Here is an 18,754-nt window from a genome sequence, read left to right on the forward strand (position 1 = left end):
AGCTGAAATATGTTCTGAATACCTGCAACAAAACATCCGCCATATTTTCTACTTTCTGCAAGAGCCGTATTTAAGCTATTGATTTTACCAAGAGCAGGCAGCTCGTCCATAATAAACCAAAGATTCTCTACTGCGCTTCCTATATCTCTACTCATTAATGACTTTAAAGCCACACTAATCCACGCAGATAATAAAGGGCTAAGTGTTGCTCTCTGACTAGGAAGAGATGTTAAAAATAACCAGCTTTTATTTTCTTCGTCATTACACCACTGTCTAATTGAGAAATTCCCTTGACTTGCTAGATGCTTTAAAGATGCAATATTCTTACTAAGCGTTGCTTGCACGCCAGTAGATGTTTCAGGAGCTGAGTTATTAATCATACCTGCGACCGCAGTATGCTCAAAAGCTTTAGCAAATTCTGAGTTACTTGAATATGTAGTAATTCGGAGTAATTCTTTTAAATCTCTGCTTACTGCATATTTCTTTAAAGCTTCTGCAAGTACCAATTCAGCGGTTCTATCAAAGAAGCTGTTTCTGCCCATGCCATTATTGCTAGAAAAGTGACTTGCAAGATCGTCAAAATCTTCTGTATCTACTATATCATTCCAAGGTAGCCAATTAGAGGTTCGCGAGTCAAAAGGATTCAGGATGATATCGCCATTACTTGGATCATAGAATTTATTAACATATGATCCTGTCATATCAACAATGATAGCTTTTTCATTATTGCTTCGTATTTGAGGCAATAACTCATTTAGCATATTGGTTTTACCAGTACCAGTAGTTCCAGTAATTAGTATGTGTTGTCTTTCACTATTCTTTACTATCGGAAGTCCTGCAAACTTAATGTTAGATGCTACTTTTTCTTTGGTTAGGATTTTGGTAAGCTCAGAAGCCTCAACATATTCCATGCCTCTTAATTTCTGACTGCCTATTGTTTTGATGCCTCTATACCAAAAAAAAAGATGGTAATGCCAAACATGGTTAAGGCAAAAACGCAAAATACTTCAAATGCAGCAGAGCCGGCAAGCCAAGAACCAAAATCTGCAATATTGCTACCATATTTTGTTACATACCAAAACTTATGAATGAATCCTTCGGCAGAGCGGTATATCCATTCCTGTCTTTTTACATCATAGAATGTTATACCGATCTGTGAGATATCATAGAAGTACTGTCCTATAGCAAGCTTTAGCTGTGCGTAGCATTCTATGATATAATAATATAGGCTTAAGATATTGATTTTTTGAAGGATTCTGAATATTAACCACATACACGCCGCAGTAAGACCCACTGTTAGTGCATTAGTGATGCCTTGCGTAAGCATCCTAATCTGATGTGCAAAGATTTGTGCACCTCTAGTGAATCTACCTTGCTCTTGTATGTTCATTTTGTAGGACTCTTAGTACTTAAGTATAAGTGCTTTATGAGTATCAGAAAGAGGAATATACTTATTGGCGTTAAAATGAACATTACAATATTAGTTACAAATACCCCAAGGTATAATGTTTTTGCTAATAATAACGTTATTAAGGAGAAAACGAAGCTGCATACAGCATATTCAGCTACCATATCTTGTTTGCTACTACTTTGTACATATTTTGCGATAAGACAAGCACCACTGAATAATATCACCATATTAAACCAACTTGCCAAGCGGTCATATCCAAAATTAGTAGAATATGGCATGGTAAAAAGCAGGAATATTAGTCCTGACATCATGATCAAACTCCAGTTATATGGAGCTTGGAATATTTTAGTTAATATTTTGTTTATATGCTTACAGCATTCTTTGTTATTCATGATGAGCCTTGTTAAAGCATTAATTGTTATAGTATGTATTGCTGGATAATGAATTATTGGATGGATGGTGTATTGAGTCCGATACGCCATTGGACAATACTGAGCAATTAACAGCATCATAAAATGAAGAACTGCTATTGCTACTGAATGAGGTGAATGAATTACTATCTATCCCCCCAGTATTAAAACCAGTTAAATTATTGGGGCTTGAATACATGCCATTGATATCTAAGTCCTTTATAAATTTTAGTAGCATTAACCATATTTTAGAAATAATTGGGAATTTCATAATGAGTTTTTTTGTCATCGGTATTTTAACACAAATAGCGATAATCCAAAATATTGGAAGTATTTGAAATAACATTTTTATATCCTCTTATTGTACTAAGTAGTTAATATTATAATCTAGAGTTTTTACCTATTTCATCTAGTGTTCTTTTTACAGTAGAATCCGAGGCATCATCATACTGATCTTCTATTTTCTTACCTTTCTGCTCTACGAGCTGAGCAGTATTATTTAAGTTATTGTAGTTTTCTTTTTCGCTGTTACTTAGGTTATTATTTAATCTTTCTTCAACGCTTTGATAAGCTAATTCTTGCTTATTATTTATTTTATCAGCTGATGCTTCTATTTTACTCGTTTGCGTTTGATATTCATTTTTTAAATGCTGCTCACTACGCATCGTCATATTTTGCACAGCGGGGCTAATACCGCTTAAATGTCTACCGCTCTCTAATGCTATATTATCAACAGGCATTACTGAGTTTGCAATAGAAGCTGCTTCATGTATATGAGTTCTTGCCCATCTTGCAGCTTGCTCCTTACTTGAAACACCCGGAATATTGCTATCTATTATAGCATTTAGTACTGGCTCATTCATATTACGATCAATGGTAGCTGCATTTTGTGCTACATATTGACGACTTCTACTTAACTGGTCTTGAGCCGATATTGCATCAGATATTTCTCTACCAATAGATTCCTGCTCCTGATAATTCTGACTTAATGTTCTTGCTAGTGATTGAGTGTCACTATTAGAACTGTTAAACCTACCTTCTTTTGCAGCTAGTTTAGTTTTTTCTAGCACATTATTAATAGCCCGCTCTCTTGCTATGGATTCCTCATGACTATTACCCGAGCTATTAGATGCTGATACTCTTGCTGAAGCACCTCCAAAGCCGGGAACATTGAAGCCGATATTTGCATCATTGCTAGTAGTAGTATCTTTGCCATCTTTTGTACTAATACTATCATTTAGTTTATTACCAGTACTTAAGGCATCTCTAAAGGAGAGCTGTTCTTGCTCTGATATCCCAATTGAGCGGGCTTCTTCTGCAGTTAAGCGGCTTGCAAGCTCTAACGCTTGTTGACCTGACATAGTACGCAGCATTGAGTCTTTAGAGGATAGTGAGTTTAGTCTGCTACTAGTAGCCGCGTATTGATCAGACAAACTACTTTGCAGTAAATCTGAAGCTCTAAAGTTTGTACTCAGTGTATCAACGCTTTCAGTAATGAACTGTCTTCCATCATCAGTCGTTGTTACTCTCATACCGCCATCATCCATAATACCATCGCCCATCATTAAAGATGGGGCTAGATTCTGCTGCGATATTGTTCTATTACCAATACTTACATTATCCATGCTGAGGTTATTATCAGCGATTCCTGCAGCAACGCTACTTGCAACAGAAAGCGGCGAGAACTGACCTGCAAGAATAGACATACCATGCGAGCAAGCTTTAAATAACGCCCAAGATAAAGGAGGCACTAAACATCCAAGCATCTGATACGTTGCATAAGTATTTAATGCATATTCAGAATATGAGCCTTGCGATAAGATGCTCATGCCATTACCACCAAATACGCTGACTTTACCTGATAATGATAGCATTCCTAAACAATGTACCAGCGAATAGAATATCGGCCACGATGATACCCATATTGTAAAGTTACACCAAAACTGAAAAAACTTAAAACCTCCAACAAGGCAAGTTAGCGGAAGTACCACTACCATACAGCTGATTATTAGTGAAAATGCTACCGATTGCATTATAGCCAAAAAATCCTCTGCCATCTTGCCGCCAACTAAATATGAGAATGATTGCTGAAACATTCCTCTTGTAGCGTGCATACTAATTAATTCCGGATATAGCCTATTCATCGATAGTTTCTCACGCCAATCATCAAGTGCTTCTCTGTTAGCATTTAAAAGCATGGCTTGCTGCATCCATTCATTTAAATCTTGTTGATCAGCTCTTAAAAAGCTTAAAGTATCAGAAGTAATAGCTTTTAAACGCTCTGCTATTTTAGTATCATTCTGCATACCAATTGCAACGCTGAATTTGCCAATTAATCCATCATTGGTTTCCCCAGCAATACTTGCCTTAATTAACGGCAGTGCATCTTTACATAACTTAAAAACAGCTCGATCCGTTCCATTTGGACCTTTATAATATATGCCGAAATTATTTGGCATATTTTCCTCTATAAATTGTAAGATATTTTCGCTTGATAATGCAAGAGATTTCTTACCTTGAAGGTCGCCAATAATGTAAGGTTTTAGAAAACATTGTCTCAAAAACTCTTTAGTGTTATTCAGCGTGTTGGGATTTTGTATTTGAATCTCTTTAATTTTACCTACCACCTTTGCTCCAAACATGATACTACTTTGACCTGGTGGAAAATCACTTACCGGATTTACTGGATCAGCTGTTCTAAAATATGTCTCTATCCTCTCAGCTAAAGCGTGACTTAAGGATGTTGAAACTGACGTTATTATTGCTATTCCTGCGGGGATATTATCTACTTTGTATTGCTGATTTGCTACTTCGTCCTTTAGCCATACTGTGGTTTTTGGAACAAACATAAATACAAATAAGAAAAATGTAGGGAAAAACCATTGTGTGGCAAAAATGCCAATATTACCTTTAAATATAGCTCTGCAAGCTGCCCATAAACCGCCTACTGTTAAGGCAAATTTAGATACAGAGGTAAAATATGTACTATTCTGTGCACAGATCATGCTAATTGCATTAAATGTGCGCCATAAAACATCAATATTACCGAAGCTGTAAACTATCCAACCGTTTAAATCTTCCATTTTAACCTCTACCCCTTGCCATTAAATGCTGCTCTATTAATCTTGCTCTTTTCTCTATTTGATCGCTTTTGGTTAGTAACAAACCCCATCTCTCAGAAGCAATCAATTGTATTTTGTCTAATTGTTTTAAGTAATCTTTTAGATGATGATCTGATACTTGTTTTGCTTTAAGTAATTGCACTGCCTTTCTGATCTCACCAACTACTTCCTTTAAATGCTGTAGCAGAACATAGCTTGCAATTAGCTCAGATGAATTATCAAGTATGGTGACGCCTGATACTGCTTCAAGTGATGCGTAATCAAATATTGGAAAAGCAGAGCCAATAGATGATAAGAAGTTTAAATTTTCTAGGGTAAATTCTTCGTTATTTAGGAACTTTAATTTGATATCATCAAGTTTAGCGCGAGCCTTGCCAGCAAACGAATTCTCAGGCGTGATGCTAATATCTTGTAGTAATGTAACATTTAAACATTTGGTATTTTCATCGCATTTATATTCTGATGCATCAGGACCGCCATTTAGTTGCGATAGCCAGTTCTTTTCATCTTTTGCCAAAGACTCAAGAAAGAAAACATTATTTTCTCTAACAATAATAGTGCCGGTCATGGACATTAAACTATCTCTCATCTCAAGCGGAATGCCTGCTTTTTCAGCAGCTTTGGTAAATAGATTGTAATTACCGATCATTAGCTCAGGATCTTTAGTTTCTATTTCTCTAATGGCAGCTTTTCGCTCCGCAGCACTAGCACATTTCTTGCCGGCTCCAAAATAATCAAAACCACTCCCCCCTCTCATATCTTTACATACCGCCTCTTCAAGTGCTGAATCTCTTGGCATGCCGGCAGCAAAAAGTGATTGCAGTAATTTACAGTCGCTCTGAGCAAATTGGCTAGCGCTTGTTGCAAGATTTCTTAAATCTTTTAAGGCATTCTCTATTTGCGGTGCAAAAACTTTTAATCCTAGAGAAAATGCATATACGGGTACTTGTGAGCCAACATTTTTCATCAGCGTCACCATTTCATCAGACTTAATAAAAGACATGCCGCCCAAATAGCTATCAATGCCACTACAACCCATTGTGAGCACCGGAGGAGTAATTGATACCGGATTGAATCTAGTACGCTCTGTTCTCACCGATAATCCGCCTCCTGAATAATAACCAGCCGCCTGATCTTGATACGAGCCAGCACGTGTATAATTGCTATGCAATCCTTTAAAAGCATCTTTAATGTCCCATGCGAAACTATCTTGACTAAATATGATAGTGATTGTCAGTATGGCTAATATTTTCTGTTTTATGCTTTGCCAAATATTCATAACTACTAACCTTAAATCCTTTGTTCTTTAACTCTTGCTCAATTCCCTTGGCACTCCCTATTTTAGGTCTTGTGTATATTGCTGGCACTTTGTGCCTGCATATGATATGAGTGAATCGCAAGAATATTATGTGCAATTTCATCTTCATTAATTATGCTTCTTGCAACTGGATAGACATATTTGCTATCCCTGCTTACCAAATATAATACCGGCACTTCCATTGCTGAATTTAACTGGTTTAAGAACGGACCTGATTTAATTCCACCAATCCCTTCAAAACTATTTCCGCTATTTGAAGCTGCTATTACTTGAAAACTATGTTTTGCAGCAAAATCTTTCACAATAGGAGCAAATGTTTTGCAATACTTACAATTAAAACTGACCTGCATAATTAAGCCCCAGTTTTTGCTGATCTCTCTTAGTTGCTGCTGGTTTGTTATCTTTTTCTCTTCATCATATATTCTTTTTTGCAGTACATTAGATGGTGTATCTGTACTACTTAAACTCGGATCTAACAGCGATACTAATTGCCAAATCTTTGCAAATTCTTGAGATTTGACAAATATTTCATTTTGTAATCGCTGTGCGTTAGTAACATTTTCATAGCTTGGATTATCTATGGCAACTTTTAGAGCTATATCAAAATTCTTTTTTAATCTATCGAGCCTCGGGGTTAGCTCACTTGTCTTATCATTATTTAAATTTTGCTTCTGTATAATTGTTGTTGGTTTTTTAAGGTTTTCTGACTGTGCCTGCTCGTTGTACCACAAAAATCCTTCCGGATTTTCTTGCCAATCATGTTTGTTATATTTTGCTCTTGCTTGCTCTATCTCTGCTGCGTTACTTTGCCTTAAATCTTCTGCAAAAACTGCAATACTCATCAAATACAAACTGCACATCATTAGATATTTGATGCTTGAGACTAATAAGAATTTGAAAAGATTTTTCATATATTAATGAGTCCACACTTCAATATGTTAGTTCCTTGCGATCATTGTGCTTGATATCTGATTGAATCTTTGGCATCTGATCTTGTATTTGTTTTGAAAAACCCTTATTTATTTTGGCTCTTACTTCCTCAAGCATCTCAGAAAATAATTCTTCCAAATCTAACTTTGAATAATCTATTCGCTGCAGCTCTTCTGTGGTCAGACCTCTACAGTTTGGAGTTTGCGGACTCCCATAACTAATACCTAGTTGCATGCGCCCCTGCTCCTGAAAGATTCGTGCGAGCTTTGAATTATAACAACAATAGCTAGATTGCTTAGTAATACATCTTTTAGTAATAGGAGCTTTTTTGGAGCAATAAGTACCAACATAGGTACATAGTCCCTTAGAGCGTTTTAATGCTAATGATTTCTCCTCAGCCTTGCATTTAGCAAGCCTCGTACTACGACCCCACCCTTTCATCGAGCTACAGCAATTAATAAAACTTCCTATATTGATTTTCCTGCAGCTATTTACAGCCCCCTTAAACACTGAAATTGGATTTGCATGCATGTCTTTTTTCATTTCATTTAATACCGCTAAATAAGCGACATTTTCTATATCAGCGTTTCGCTCTATTGTAGGATTAAAACACTCCCCTCCTAAACAAAATATCTCTGAATCTTTAATAGACGACCGAAGCTCGGATTTTATACCGTGGCACTCAAAATCTCGCTTCCACTTTAGGCAGTAATTACCAAGATATTGCAAACATGTACTTTTGATTAAACTGCATCCTTGCTTTTTTAAAGCACCACAACCATTCTTTGGCTCTATTTGACACTGATAACTCATTTGTTCCTTAAAACACGGTCTGTTTATGACATATTTCTCGAAATATATTTTAGGAGAACTATCTAAACAGTTCCTTGATATCTCGCTGCATTCATGACCAGCTATTAAATCTTCTGCGTTTTCAGGATATATTTGGAAGTATTCATCCTTGATATTAAATTTTTCTAATTTTTCTCTAAACTTAAAATTTAATGTACTCACATTTCCTAAATGTTTTAAGTTACTATTAAGATTATCGAACATAGTGGACTTTCCACTCGAAACACCTAAACGATAACCAACTGTAATGCCATCAGCTACTTGATCATTTGTAACCTTTAATGTATTAAGTATTTTATTTTTTAGATGAAATTGTACATTACCGTCCTCTTCATTAATACTTGTATACTCCCTACTCCAGCCATCGCCTCCATCTGTTACTTGTTTTGTCCACGTTGGATCTACATCATTAATCGAAATATTAATCGCTTTGTCTTGGAAGTCGCCAAATTCTTCTATTAGCTCCGGCTCTATATGTAATTGCCTAATTATATCTAGTGTAATCTCTCCTCCTTCAACACAGCTTTTGTAAATGCTCGTTTTACTTGACGTCTCACTTGAAGAGTAATATGTTCCGCTAGTCACTTTAAGCGGATCGTTTGCTATTTCCTGTGCTTGCTTAATTAACGCATTATCGTTATTAATCGAGTGCTCATTTATTGCGTTATTTTTTGCAATATCACTTTCTATTAATAACGCTCCATCCTCGCTATGATTAAGTAACCTTGCTCCTTGATGCGTTAACTCTTGATCTCTCATATTACTTAAATTAGAAAAATCATCACTACTTCTAGTAATACTGCCATCAGGATCTATGTCTTCAGGGGCATTTAAAGGCGTAGCCTCTTTAAAGCCTTCAGTTTGATCAAAATAGCTTTGCATCATCAGCTTATCGTTGATATCAGCAAAAATATTTGATCCATTTAATGCAAATATTAACGTAATCGGGCAAAAAGAAATGAATTTTAATAATCCTTTTTTCACAGATATTATTAACCTCGCTTAAATAACTCTAAAGCTTCAGTAAGAGGTATATGACCACTAACCTTTTTAATGCCGGTTAATTCATCATCCTCTATAATCACCGGTACAGATGTAACGTTATAATTTTCAAATAATTCAGGATCTATATTAAAGTTAATGCTAAGCTCTAATGCTTTCTGCCTTGTATCTAGAAAATTATTGTTAACAAGACCACGGATAACTAAAGTAGCATGCAACTCTTCTGCTTCCCTATAATATGCTTTTAAAGCCTCATCAGACATTGAGAAAGACACGAATATATATCTGTTACTTGCTGTAGCAATACTTCCACTAAATATCAAAAATATTAATAATATTGTTCTTAAAATCATTGCTAAACCTTTAGTTTTTACAGCATACAACAATCACGTTTACGCCATATTAAATAGCCAAAATCTTCACCTTTAACTGGAAACTCACGTCCTTGTTGCCACGTGGTTTCGCTCTCTCCAATCTTTTTACAGCTTCTTGTGTCAATAATAGGATATGTCATTTGCAACCTATATTGACTTTTCTTAATTACCGGCATTGGATATTTGCCGCACAACCCTCTTTTTCCGACATACCCCCATAACAATAATTCACGATGCATCTTTGCTATAAATTTTGATACGATTAATGAAGAGCTACCCACGCCTCCGTTATGATGTGCTAAAGTACCAGTAAAAGGATATAATCCCCCCTGACACCCAGCACACCAAAACATCGCATCGTTTGATAAACTACCATGACTACAACTTATGCAATCAGCTATGCATGCAACACTTGCTGCTTTAAATAACATGCTCTCAGGATTTAAGATGGTACTTTTAACATCATCACCCCATAATGGGTCATATTCCGTCAAATACGCTATATCTACCTCACTCATCTCAAGACACAGAAAATCAAATAATATCTCAAGCCAATATATCACTGGATATATATACCAATGCACATGGTAAAATGCTGACCCTTCACCATCATCCTTTATGCCTTGTTTAATGCTGCTACCTACTTTTAAACCTCCTAAATTTACCATGCACATCGGAGACTTTGTAACATCTACTAGTCTTACCGGTTCCCAAAATCCTATAGGAATACCGGGAACTGGAAGCGGAATATTGGGTCTTGTACATGCACATATAATGTCTCTTGGTGATTTTGTATCAGTCATTGGACTTGATACAATTTTGACCCCTGCAATGGTAATCGGAAATAAACATTTCCAGCATACATCCGTTACAGGACTCATCATCCGACCAACACACCCTACAGTTCCATAACTACTTGTATATGCTACAAATATGCATATCATCATTGTTAACTTTAATATTTTTCTCATATTTCAAAGTGTGTTCTAATTTCTTATGCTACTTCCTACTTGACAGAGCTTTACGATTTTATTAACCTAATTAAGGCGTATTAGCAGGTTATTATATCTCTCACCTGTTAATAATTGTCCATCTTACTCCTGCTACCGGCAAATCCTCTACTTCTTTATCTCTGCTTGCCGGTAGCTAAAAGTACCTCGCAATAAAGTTATAACAATATCTCCTCTATCTTGAGTCTGCTTCCTTCTTGCTCGACTATTGCAGGAGTTTGCTTAATACCGAATTTGTTAGTCAAACTACCGCCTTGATCAAAATATACTGCTCTTGATATTTGATCGCTTAACTCTAATACGCTTCCTTTGACTAATATTATTTTTCCTTGCTGCTTTACCGCCCAATCTATTTGCTCTCTATCTTCACCATTAATAAATATTAAAGGCTCGCCCCAATTAAGCTCTTGAAGCGGATTTACAGTAGTGCCAGCTGGGACTAAAATATTACCTTCCGCGTCCTTAATATCTTTGCTTTGCGTATATGTCGGATCTACGTGAAATATTCTCGGCTCTACAGTTCTTGATATGCCATCTACTGGTTTAGGTCTTAAGAGTCTTGCCTTGACTTTCTGCTGAAATTGCTTCTGCATTTTTTTTAGTACGCCGCTACTCTCAGCTTTTAAAAGCCTATCTTTAATCATAGAAAGCATCGACTCTTCTTTGATTTCAAATACATGACCTTTAACGCCGTAATCTTTGATGTGCTTAATATTCTCTTCTGCAACAGAATTTTGACATATACAAAGGATATTTAAAGCGACAAGTAGTTTTAGTTTCATAGTTTAAACAAGACCCCTAGTGCGTAGTATTTCATTAATTGCATCAGGAACGCTTAAGCCTTGCTCCATCTTGTCATCTAAAGCCTGTACATCCCTAGCATTAGTAGAAGTAAGTAAAGCCGTAAAAGGATCAATAATTAATCTTCCAATAATTCCTGATACTTCAGGTCCATAAATTGCTGCCTCACTATAATATGGAGGATTAGAATGAATCTGCTGTAATAAATTGAGCTTCCAATCTTCATCAACAAAACCGGCAAGTTTTGGATTTGCTCGCATTGCCTTAAAACTATCAGCATTTTGCTTCAATATGACTTTATGTGAGGAGTTTTCAAATGCTTTCTCTGCAGCTGAAGCTTCGCCCCTGAAGTAATCCGTTAACTGCTGCGTTGCAAGCGTAATAGAGCCGTTGTATTTTCTAGCTATTCTTCCTGCTTCTTCGATAAAATCTCCTGATCTCTTACCTGATAATAATTTCCATGCCTCATCTATCATAATAAGAAATGGACGTTTGCGATCTCCCTTAACCATACTACCATTAATATGTACAATCATGATTTGCACTATCACCGCTAATAATTCAGGTACGCTTCTTAAGTGATCAGTTTCAATAACTACGATATCTTTCTTGAGTGATAAGCCAGCTTTGCCGCTAAAAAAACTTCCATATTGACCATCTCTTGTAAATGGAAACAACATATTACCGAGCTCTTTTGCGTACTCCTCGTCTCTATTACTTAGCCACTGCGCTATATCAGTAATTTCTGCTTTCGAGCCTTTTTGTTGCCATACCTCAATTACAGCTCGTTGTAGCATCGGTTGCTGCAAATCATTAGTACCTGCTTTTGGAGCTGCCATTGTGCCAAGTATTGATGGAAAGCTTGCTAAAAAATCTGCTCGTCCTTCAGCGTCTTTCTCTGATGCTCCTTCCGGCACTTCCGAAAATGGATTAATAGAAATGGGTTTGCGGACGTCAAACTCAATATAATTACCACCAAGAAGTATGCAGCTCCTCTTAAAAGACCTTCCATAATCTAAAACAAAGACCTTACCGCCTACACCAAGCGTCGATAACATCAGCTCCTGCATGAATACAGATTTACCTGATCCAGGAACTCCTGCTATACATAAATTGAAATTCTCATTTGGCGCTAATTGCTGATTAGATACTGATGGCATTAGTGCCGCCCCAAAAGGTGACCAGTACATTATTTGTCCTCTTCTACCTGCAAGCATCATGCCGGGCGATCTCATATCCCCCTTCCACTCTCCTACTATTGGCATTAAAACCTTGCTCTCACTTGACACTGTCTTATGCCCGATGCCGTGCTTCGATAAAGCAGATGCAAGACCACTTGCCTTTTTGCCTATTACTTTTAAGTAATCCTGCTTCCCAAATCCTAATGTTTTTGCAATTCTTGCAGGCGTGCTTTCGACTTCTTCGACAAGCTGCATAGGCATAGCACTTAAAAGCACTGCAAAATGATCATTTGTCGCTGGTACAAAATTAAAGCCATTTCTTCGCATCATCGCAGCAAATTGAGATGCCGCCGCCTTTGCTTTCTCTCTAGCGTCCCATACTATGACATTAAGAAAAATATTGACTAAGCGGTCTCCACTTTGCAATTGTGCAACAGCTGCATCAATATCTTCATGCTCTAATTGCAAATCAGGAAAGAACTTCCCCATTCCAGCACCAATATTTCTGCCTATTGCTTCTCTTTTTGCAAGAGCCGCGGCTCTTGCAACTGATTGACTCGGCAGAACCGTTACTCCAAAATGAATTAAAAAGTTTGATTTAATTAGTTCGTTCTTACGAAGCTCGTTACCTAAAAATAAATCCATATTACTAAGCCGCCATTGACGAGGTCTTTTGTACGCCTCTAGCGTAATATATTGTGTAGTCTCTTGTTCATTTTCTACAGTAATACCGTCTTTATCTTCTATTGCAGAAAAATCATTGCCTACAATTTGACGTGATAGTAAATCATGCTCATTTACTTCTTCATTAGCAGAAAAACTATAACCAAAAATTGGTCTAATATATTTCAACAAACCTGCCGCATCTAAATCCCTCGTATATAATCCAATCGAGCTAAATGTATCTTTTAAATTATCGCGTCTTCTCTGCATATCAGCAACTAATGCATTAGTATCAGGTACAGTTACAGATATCAGTAATATAACGTCCTTTAATTCTCCTGTGTCCTTACTTCTTTTTTTTAAGTGCTCTACTCTTTTACTTGCAAGTGACTGATAGATATCTCCGCTTCTTAAAGATTGCCAATGGTGCAAGTAATGATCCACATTGTTAAGCCCAATCATTAAAACCTGAATGCTGCTATCAACAGGTAAATTCTCTTCGCTCTTTAAAAACTATGATATCTCATTTTGAGCGTTGATATTTGTACCAACAAGTGGAAAGCCAAGTAACACAAAACCTACTGACCCTCTATTGAAGAATAATTTTGTTTCTACGTCGTATGACTCGTATACAAAGTATTTACTGATGCACTCCCTGCCAAAATCTTTGTTAAATCTTTCCTGTGACCAATGAGACATTCAATTAGCTCCTTTTGCTACGCAGCACTGATTTAGTTTTTGATTTCTTTCAGGCTCAAATATGCCTTGATCTGCTAATTTATTAACTTCATATAGTGATTTACACTTCAAACCATCAGGGATAGGACAATCAAAATGACTCTGATATGGCATTATTTTACAGCTACTTAAAATCATACTTGTCAGCAATATTGCTATATATTTATGATGCATTTAAAACTCCGCTTCTCTACTATTTGCTGTTTGGTTATTTTTGGTTAAACTATCAACTTGATCAATTGCACCTGTACTTTCATTTAAAATTCTCTTAAATTCATTATTGGCTTTATAATTTGAAACATTACGGGTAGTGGTATTTGCAGACCTTGCTGCCCCATGCCCTACTGACGCTGGATTTGAGTAATCTGTGTGGGTCGGAGGGTTAATACCAATATTTTTAACTACTGCAACATCTTTTTTTAATGAGAAACCTTTTCTAAATACTACATCTACTACTCTACCTGAACTGATCATGATTACCGGCGACATACTTTCCGCTCTTTTAATCGCAAAATCAGCAAGCTTTTCTAAGGCATTTCCAGCACCTGCATAAGCACCGCCTTGTAAAGCCTTACTACCTTTTAATGCATTTTGTTGACCAGTAATCGGTGAAATCGGAAATACGCTATTTGTTGCCTGATTTTGAAAGAATTGTGCCATACCGCCTAACACCCCATTAACCACCGCCATTCTTGCAACGTCGGATGAGCGGTCTACTATTACTCCGCGAACACCTGGTCTTCCGTCCTCACCAATTAACCACCCTTCAACCGATCTTTCTATTATCTTTCCGTCTCTATTCATGAGCGATAAAGTCTCTAAACGGCATCTCGCTCTTTCAGACGATATATCACCACTACATGATCCTATTAAGATCGCTTCCTTTAGTTGTTTAGTATCATACTCCTTTGAAAAAATCCCCTTATCGACTAACCGAAGCATGATAGGCTCAGGACTGCTTGCAGCATTAGTACCAGTGCCAACAACAACGCCAGTCATCAGCACGGCTCTTGCAAAAGAGCCGCTAGTGACATATTCCTCTACGTTTTTCTCGTCCTCTTCGTCTTCTTCTAAACTAATATGACCAATATTGCGGTTTTGATTGATTTGTGGAGCGTAAGTACTATTGTCATGCGGATTTGGCATAGCTGATTGCTCGCTGAATTCCATCTGACCTTCTAAGATGCCGGCTAGTTTTTCCTCCGGCGTTTCTTCAGCAGGTGGCATCAATAATCTTTCCTGAACACTATCTATAGCTTCTAACTTATCTTTGATGCTTTTAATCTCTTCTTGTTGACCTGCTACCTGCTCTTTCATGATATTTTTAAGCTCTGTCTTTAGCTGATCCATCTCACGCCTTAACTCGCTAGTCCACCTATCTCTCGGGTCTACCGCCTTTTCTATACCTGATATAGTACTATCACTGCTTCTACTCTCTTTTGGAGGTAATGTCTCCTTTGGCAGTCCTTTACTACTACCTAGCAAAAGATAACCAAAACTGAGCAATACTACCGACGTAACAGCTATAGATATTTTAGGACGTCGCTTATATGCCCTGATACACCTTGATAAAATAGTATCGCAAGGTGCTGTCCGTCCTTTTTTATCCTTTATTCTGATTTGCTCCATTTTCTCCTCTTCTATAAAGCTCAATCCATTTTAGATCGTAAATGTCTAAGAACTGATTACATCGATACTTTCATACCGGCATTAATCCACTCTAAGTACAATCCTAAGATCACTCCTATTGCAACTATCGCTCCGGCAAGCTTAATATTGCCTCTCACCACTGCCCATATGGATGATAATATGGTTGCCCCTGATATCCCTATTGTCTTTAGTTTTGTGCTCGATAATGTGCCTATTTTGTCTAGCTGTGATTCTAGGCCCGATACTAAAGATCGTGCAAGGAGCGGCAAAGTTATTGAAAGTACCGAGTTAAGAAATGACTTTCATAGTTAGAATAATTGTGCTATAAAAGCTTTCAGATTTTTTGCAGTTTTGGTTAATAATGTACCGAGACTGGGGATTATAGGAACTTTTTATGAAACGATTAAATTCAAAATTTACAGACTCACAATATAAATTAATTTCTTCCACTCAAAAGAAATTTCGTTTGTATTATGCAATAATGCTAAAATATTATGAATCTCATAATAAGTTCATAGATGGTTTGCCAAAAATATCAGGTTCATTATTAACTAATATTGCTATTAAGTTGGATTTAGAGACCACAAGCATTACAATTCCTTCAGCTAGAGCAGTTAGGAATTATAAAATAAGAATCCTACAACATTTTAATATTTCTGCTGTTAAAAAAACCGATAAGACTGATAGGATTGATTTGCAGCTACATTTAAAAAATATAATAAGTTGTGAAGGAATATTTGAATATGAGGTACTACAGGAATATGCTCAGGATTTCATAGTTAAGCAAGGTATTTCTTCTATTAAGAAGTCTAGTATAAGTAGAATCGTAAAAAGCACTATATACCAATATGAAAAAGATTTATTCCAAACTATAGTTGATAGTTTGGGTATTGAAACAAAAGCTTATCTAGATGAACTATTAATTATTACAGATGGTATGTCTAAGATGAATCATCTTATGCGTTGGGTAAGAGGTTCGACAATAGAAAGCATAAAATCAGAAACTAAGAAATTAAGATTTTTAAAGCTTCTAGCATATCCAGAGATTGTAACAACTTTAACATCTAAGCACTTAAAACGCTATTATAGGAATATTGTCAATAAATACCCAAGTACCATAAAGGAGATGCCAAATGCTAGCAAATATGCTCAACTAATTATTTTTTGTTTCATGAGAAAAACTGATATTAATGATTCTCTTGTGGAAATTCTTCTAGATACAACTCAAAAAATTTTTATTGCTGGAGAAAACAAATCTAAAGCTAAATTTTCTAAATTGAAAGAAATTAAGAAAAATTATGATAATAGAAGAGTATTAAAGATTTTAGTAGATACTATATTAGGTAATGAAGAAGATTTGATTAATAAAGCTATATATCCGAAACTTCCAAAGAAAAAATTGTTAGACATTCAGCAACAATTGTCAACCAAGAAGCTGGTCAACAAATTTAGTGATTTATTATATTACAGTACTAGAGAATCTTTTGCTCGTTATTATAGGAAAGTTATTATTCCAATAATAGAAGTCTTAGAATTTGATTCTGTAAGTAGTAATAAGATTACAAATGTTATTAACTTAATTAAGGATAATATTAATAACAATAAGCGATATTATTATAGCAATCAAGTACTGGAGATAGAACAGACGGTACAAAAATCACATAGGGATAAGATATTTGATAAAAATAATAGAGTTAAAAAAATAGATTTAGAATTATGTGTATTAAATAAGTTAAGAAATAAACTTAGGAGTAAAGAAGTTTGGGTAAAGGGAGGTTATAAGTATCGTAATCCTGAAGAGGATTTACCACAGGATTTTGATCAAAATAAAGAAAAATATTTTAATATTCTGAGGCAACCACAAGACGCCGATACTTTTATCAATACACTAAAAGCAGAGTTAAAAAACTCATTATTTAGATTAAATAATTCTATTCCCCAAAATAAATTCGTGCATATTCTAAAAAAGCCAAAAGGTCATATAAGGGTTGCCAAAATAAAAGAGCAAAATCCACCAAAACAATTAGAATTAATAAAAGAAGAGGTGTTTAAGCGTTGGCCATCAACTAGCTTACTTGATATTTTAAAAGAAGTAGATCTGTTTGTTAATTTTACAGATGACTTTGTTGCAAGTGGTCCTAAAACAGGATTAGATAAAGAAATTATTTGTAAGAGACTACTTTTAGCTATTTTGGGATATGGTACAAATACTGGTCTTAAAAGTATGAGTAATGGAGAGATTAGTTACCAAGATTTACAATATATAAAGCTTAGATATTTTGATCAAGAAAACTTGCAAGCGGCTATTCGTAAAATAGTGAATAGTTTACTAAAGATTCGCTTCACATCACTATGGGGCGACAATACAACATCAGTCGCTTCAGATTCAAAACATTTTAAAGCATCTGATCAGAATTTGATGAGTAGTTGGCATCCTCGTTATCATAGCAAAGGAGTAATGATTTATTGGCACGTTGATACTTCATCTGTATGTATTTATTCGCAAATGAAAAGCTGTCATTCTTCAGAAGTAGCGGCAATGTTAGAAGGTATATTGAAGCATGCAACAAATGCAAATATAGACAAGAATTACGTAGATACACATGGTGCAAGCGAAATAGGCTTTGCATTTTCTTACCTATTTTCCTTTGCTTTGATGCCAAGATTCAAAAATATTCATAAACAAAGATTGTATTACACTGATAAAGAAGAGCAAAAAGGCTTAAACCATATAGAAGACATATTAGTGCGTCCTATTGACTGGGAGCTAATCAAAAGACATTATGAATATATTATACAACATGCTATCTCATTGAAATTAGGAATAGCTGATACAGAAGGATTACTCAGAAAATTTACTAAGGGTAATGTACAACATGAAGCATACCAAGCCATTAGAGAGTTAGGAAGAGCAGTAAAAACTATTTTCCTATGTAATTATTTTAATTCTCTAGAACTAAGACAAGAAATACATAGTGCATTAAATGTTGTAGAACGTTGGAATGGTGTTAATGACATTATATTTTATGGAAAAACGGGAGTATTTCGTAGTAATAACCCACTAGAGTTCAAATTATCTACTTTATGTTTGCATTTATTACAACTATCAATGGTGTACATCAATACTTTAATGCTACAACAAATATTAGTGGAATCATCTTGGTTAGAAAGGATGAGTAATGAAGATAAAAGAGCGATTTCTCCTCTAATTAGTGAACATATTAATCCATATGGTAGTTTTAGTTTAGATCTAAATAAGCGTTTAGCAATTAATGTTGACCAGGCTCTTTTT

The 18,754-nt window shown here is 35.7% G+C and carries 13 protein-coding genes and 2 pseudogenes; 2 read left to right on the plus strand and 13 right to left on the minus strand.

Features of this window, described 5'->3' with window-relative positions; translation table 11 throughout:
* Window positions 1–911, minus strand: a 911-nt coding sequence (locus tag KYQ89_RS05835) for a type IV secretion system DNA-binding domain-containing protein (RefSeq protein ID WP_256621473.1), incomplete at its 3' end; no start/stop codon positions are given.
* Between the two features lie 20 nt (window positions 912–931).
* The gene (locus KYQ89_RS07970; RefSeq protein ID WP_256621475.1) at window positions 932–1,390 is read right to left on the minus strand and encodes a TraD N-terminal domain-containing protein; all 459 of its coding nucleotides are present in this window, start codon (window positions 1,388–1,390) and stop codon (window positions 932–934) included.
* A gap of 75 nt (window positions 1,391–1,465) precedes the next feature.
* Here KYQ89_RS07970 and KYQ89_RS05840 point away from each other — a divergent pair, with 75 nt between their 5' ends.
* Entirely contained in the window at window positions 1,466–1,852 is a 387-nt protein-coding gene (locus tag KYQ89_RS05840; RefSeq protein WP_218460802.1) for a hypothetical protein, read from the plus strand.
* A 349-nt stretch (window positions 1,853–2,201) separates the two neighbouring features.
* Here KYQ89_RS05840 and KYQ89_RS07975 read toward each other — a convergent pair whose 3' ends face one another.
* The 11 genes and pseudogenes from KYQ89_RS07975 to KYQ89_RS05900 all read right to left on the minus strand — a co-directional run.
* Window positions 2,202–4,904 carry a conjugal transfer protein TraG N-terminal domain-containing protein gene (locus KYQ89_RS07975; RefSeq protein ID WP_256621477.1) on the minus strand — a complete coding sequence of 901 codons (2,703 nt, stop codon included), beginning with the start codon at window positions 4,902–4,904 and terminating at the stop codon, window positions 2,202–2,204.
* Between the two features lies 1 nt (window position 4,905).
* Window positions 4,906–6,222, minus strand: a complete 1,317-nt coding sequence (locus KYQ89_RS05855; RefSeq protein WP_218460803.1) for a conjugal transfer protein TraH — start codon at window positions 6,220–6,222, stop codon at window positions 4,906–4,908.
* A 62-nt stretch (window positions 6,223–6,284) separates the two neighbouring features.
* On the minus strand, window positions 6,285–7,172 hold the full coding sequence (gene traF / locus KYQ89_RS05860; RefSeq protein ID WP_218460804.1) for a conjugal transfer protein TraF: 888 nt from the start codon (window positions 7,170–7,172) through the stop codon (window positions 6,285–6,287).
* A gap of 19 nt (window positions 7,173–7,191) precedes the next feature.
* On the minus strand, window positions 7,192–9,027 hold the full coding sequence (gene traN, locus KYQ89_RS08420; protein WP_218460805.1) for a conjugal transfer protein TraN: 1,836 nt from the start codon (window positions 9,025–9,027) through the stop codon (window positions 7,192–7,194).
* Between the two features lie 8 nt (window positions 9,028–9,035).
* On the minus strand, window positions 9,036–9,398 hold the full coding sequence (locus KYQ89_RS05870; RefSeq protein ID WP_218460806.1) for a TrbC family F-type conjugative pilus assembly protein: 363 nt from the start codon (window positions 9,396–9,398) through the stop codon (window positions 9,036–9,038).
* Between the two features lie 17 nt (window positions 9,399–9,415).
* Complete coding sequence (gene traU / locus KYQ89_RS05875) at window positions 9,416–10,390, minus strand: conjugal transfer pilus assembly protein TraU (RefSeq protein WP_218460807.1); 975 nt, start codon at window positions 10,388–10,390, stop codon at window positions 9,416–9,418.
* 197 nt (window positions 10,391–10,587) lie between these two features.
* Window positions 10,588–11,211 (minus strand): type-F conjugative transfer system protein TraW, encoded by a 624-nt coding sequence (gene traW / locus KYQ89_RS05880; RefSeq protein WP_218460808.1) that lies wholly within the window; start codon window positions 11,209–11,211, stop codon window positions 10,588–10,590.
* Between the two features lie 3 nt (window positions 11,212–11,214).
* Window positions 11,215–13,773 (minus strand): annotated as a pseudogene (locus KYQ89_RS05885) (TraC family protein).
* On the minus strand, window positions 13,774–13,926 hold the full coding sequence (locus KYQ89_RS05890; protein ID WP_256621481.1) for a hypothetical protein: 153 nt from the start codon (window positions 13,924–13,926) through the stop codon (window positions 13,774–13,776). It lies immediately after the preceding pseudogene.
* Between the two features lie 60 nt (window positions 13,927–13,986).
* Complete coding sequence (locus KYQ89_RS05895; RefSeq protein WP_218460810.1) at window positions 13,987–15,441, minus strand: TraB/VirB10 family protein; 1,455 nt, start codon at window positions 15,439–15,441, stop codon at window positions 13,987–13,989.
* 56 nt (window positions 15,442–15,497) lie between these two features.
* A pseudogene (locus KYQ89_RS05900) lies at window positions 15,498–15,704 on the minus strand (hypothetical protein); the annotation flags it as partial.
* A gap of 152 nt (window positions 15,705–15,856) precedes the next feature.
* Between KYQ89_RS05900 and KYQ89_RS05905 the strand changes: the two are divergent.
* On the plus strand, window positions 15,857–18,754 hold a 2,898-nt coding region (locus tag KYQ89_RS05905), incomplete at its 3' end, for a Tn3 family transposase (protein WP_218460190.1).

Origin of the sequence: Rickettsia sp. TH2014 (assembly GCF_019249195.1) — a bacterium.
GTDB classification, from domain to species: domain Bacteria; phylum Pseudomonadota; class Alphaproteobacteria; order Rickettsiales; family Rickettsiaceae; genus Rickettsia; species Rickettsia felis.

Excerpts from the sequence above, each read along its gene's own strand:
- KYQ89_RS07970 (WP_256621475.1), bottom strand. The coding sequence starts at position 1,390 with ATGAACATACAAGAGCAAGGTAGATTCACTAGAGGTGCACAAATCTTT.
- KYQ89_RS05840 (WP_218460802.1), top strand. The coding sequence starts at position 1,466 with ATGAACATTACAATATTAGTTACAAATACCCCAAGGTATAATGTTTTT.
- KYQ89_RS07975 (WP_256621477.1), bottom strand. The coding sequence starts at position 4,904 with ATGGAAGATTTAAACGGTTGGATAGTTTACAGCTTCGGTAATATTGAT.
- KYQ89_RS05855 (WP_218460803.1), bottom strand. The coding sequence starts at position 6,222 with ATGAATATTTGGCAAAGCATAAAACAGAAAATATTAGCCATACTGACA.
- traF (WP_218460804.1), bottom strand. The coding sequence starts at position 7,172 with ATGAAAAATCTTTTCAAATTCTTATTAGTCTCAAGCATCAAATATCTA.
- KYQ89_RS05870 (WP_218460806.1), bottom strand. The coding sequence starts at position 9,398 with ATGATTTTAAGAACAATATTATTAATATTTTTGATATTTAGTGGAAGT.
- traU (WP_218460807.1), bottom strand. The coding sequence starts at position 10,390 with ATGAGAAAAATATTAAAGTTAACAATGATGATATGCATATTTGTAGCA.
- traW (WP_218460808.1), bottom strand. The coding sequence starts at position 11,211 with ATGAAACTAAAACTACTTGTCGCTTTAAATATCCTTTGTATATGTCAA.
- KYQ89_RS05890 (WP_256621481.1), bottom strand. The coding sequence starts at position 13,926 with ATGCCATATCAGAGTCATTTTGATTGTCCTATCCCTGATGGTTTGAAG.
- KYQ89_RS05895 (WP_218460810.1), bottom strand. The coding sequence starts at position 15,441 with ATGGAGCAAATCAGAATAAAGGATAAAAAAGGACGGACAGCACCTTGC.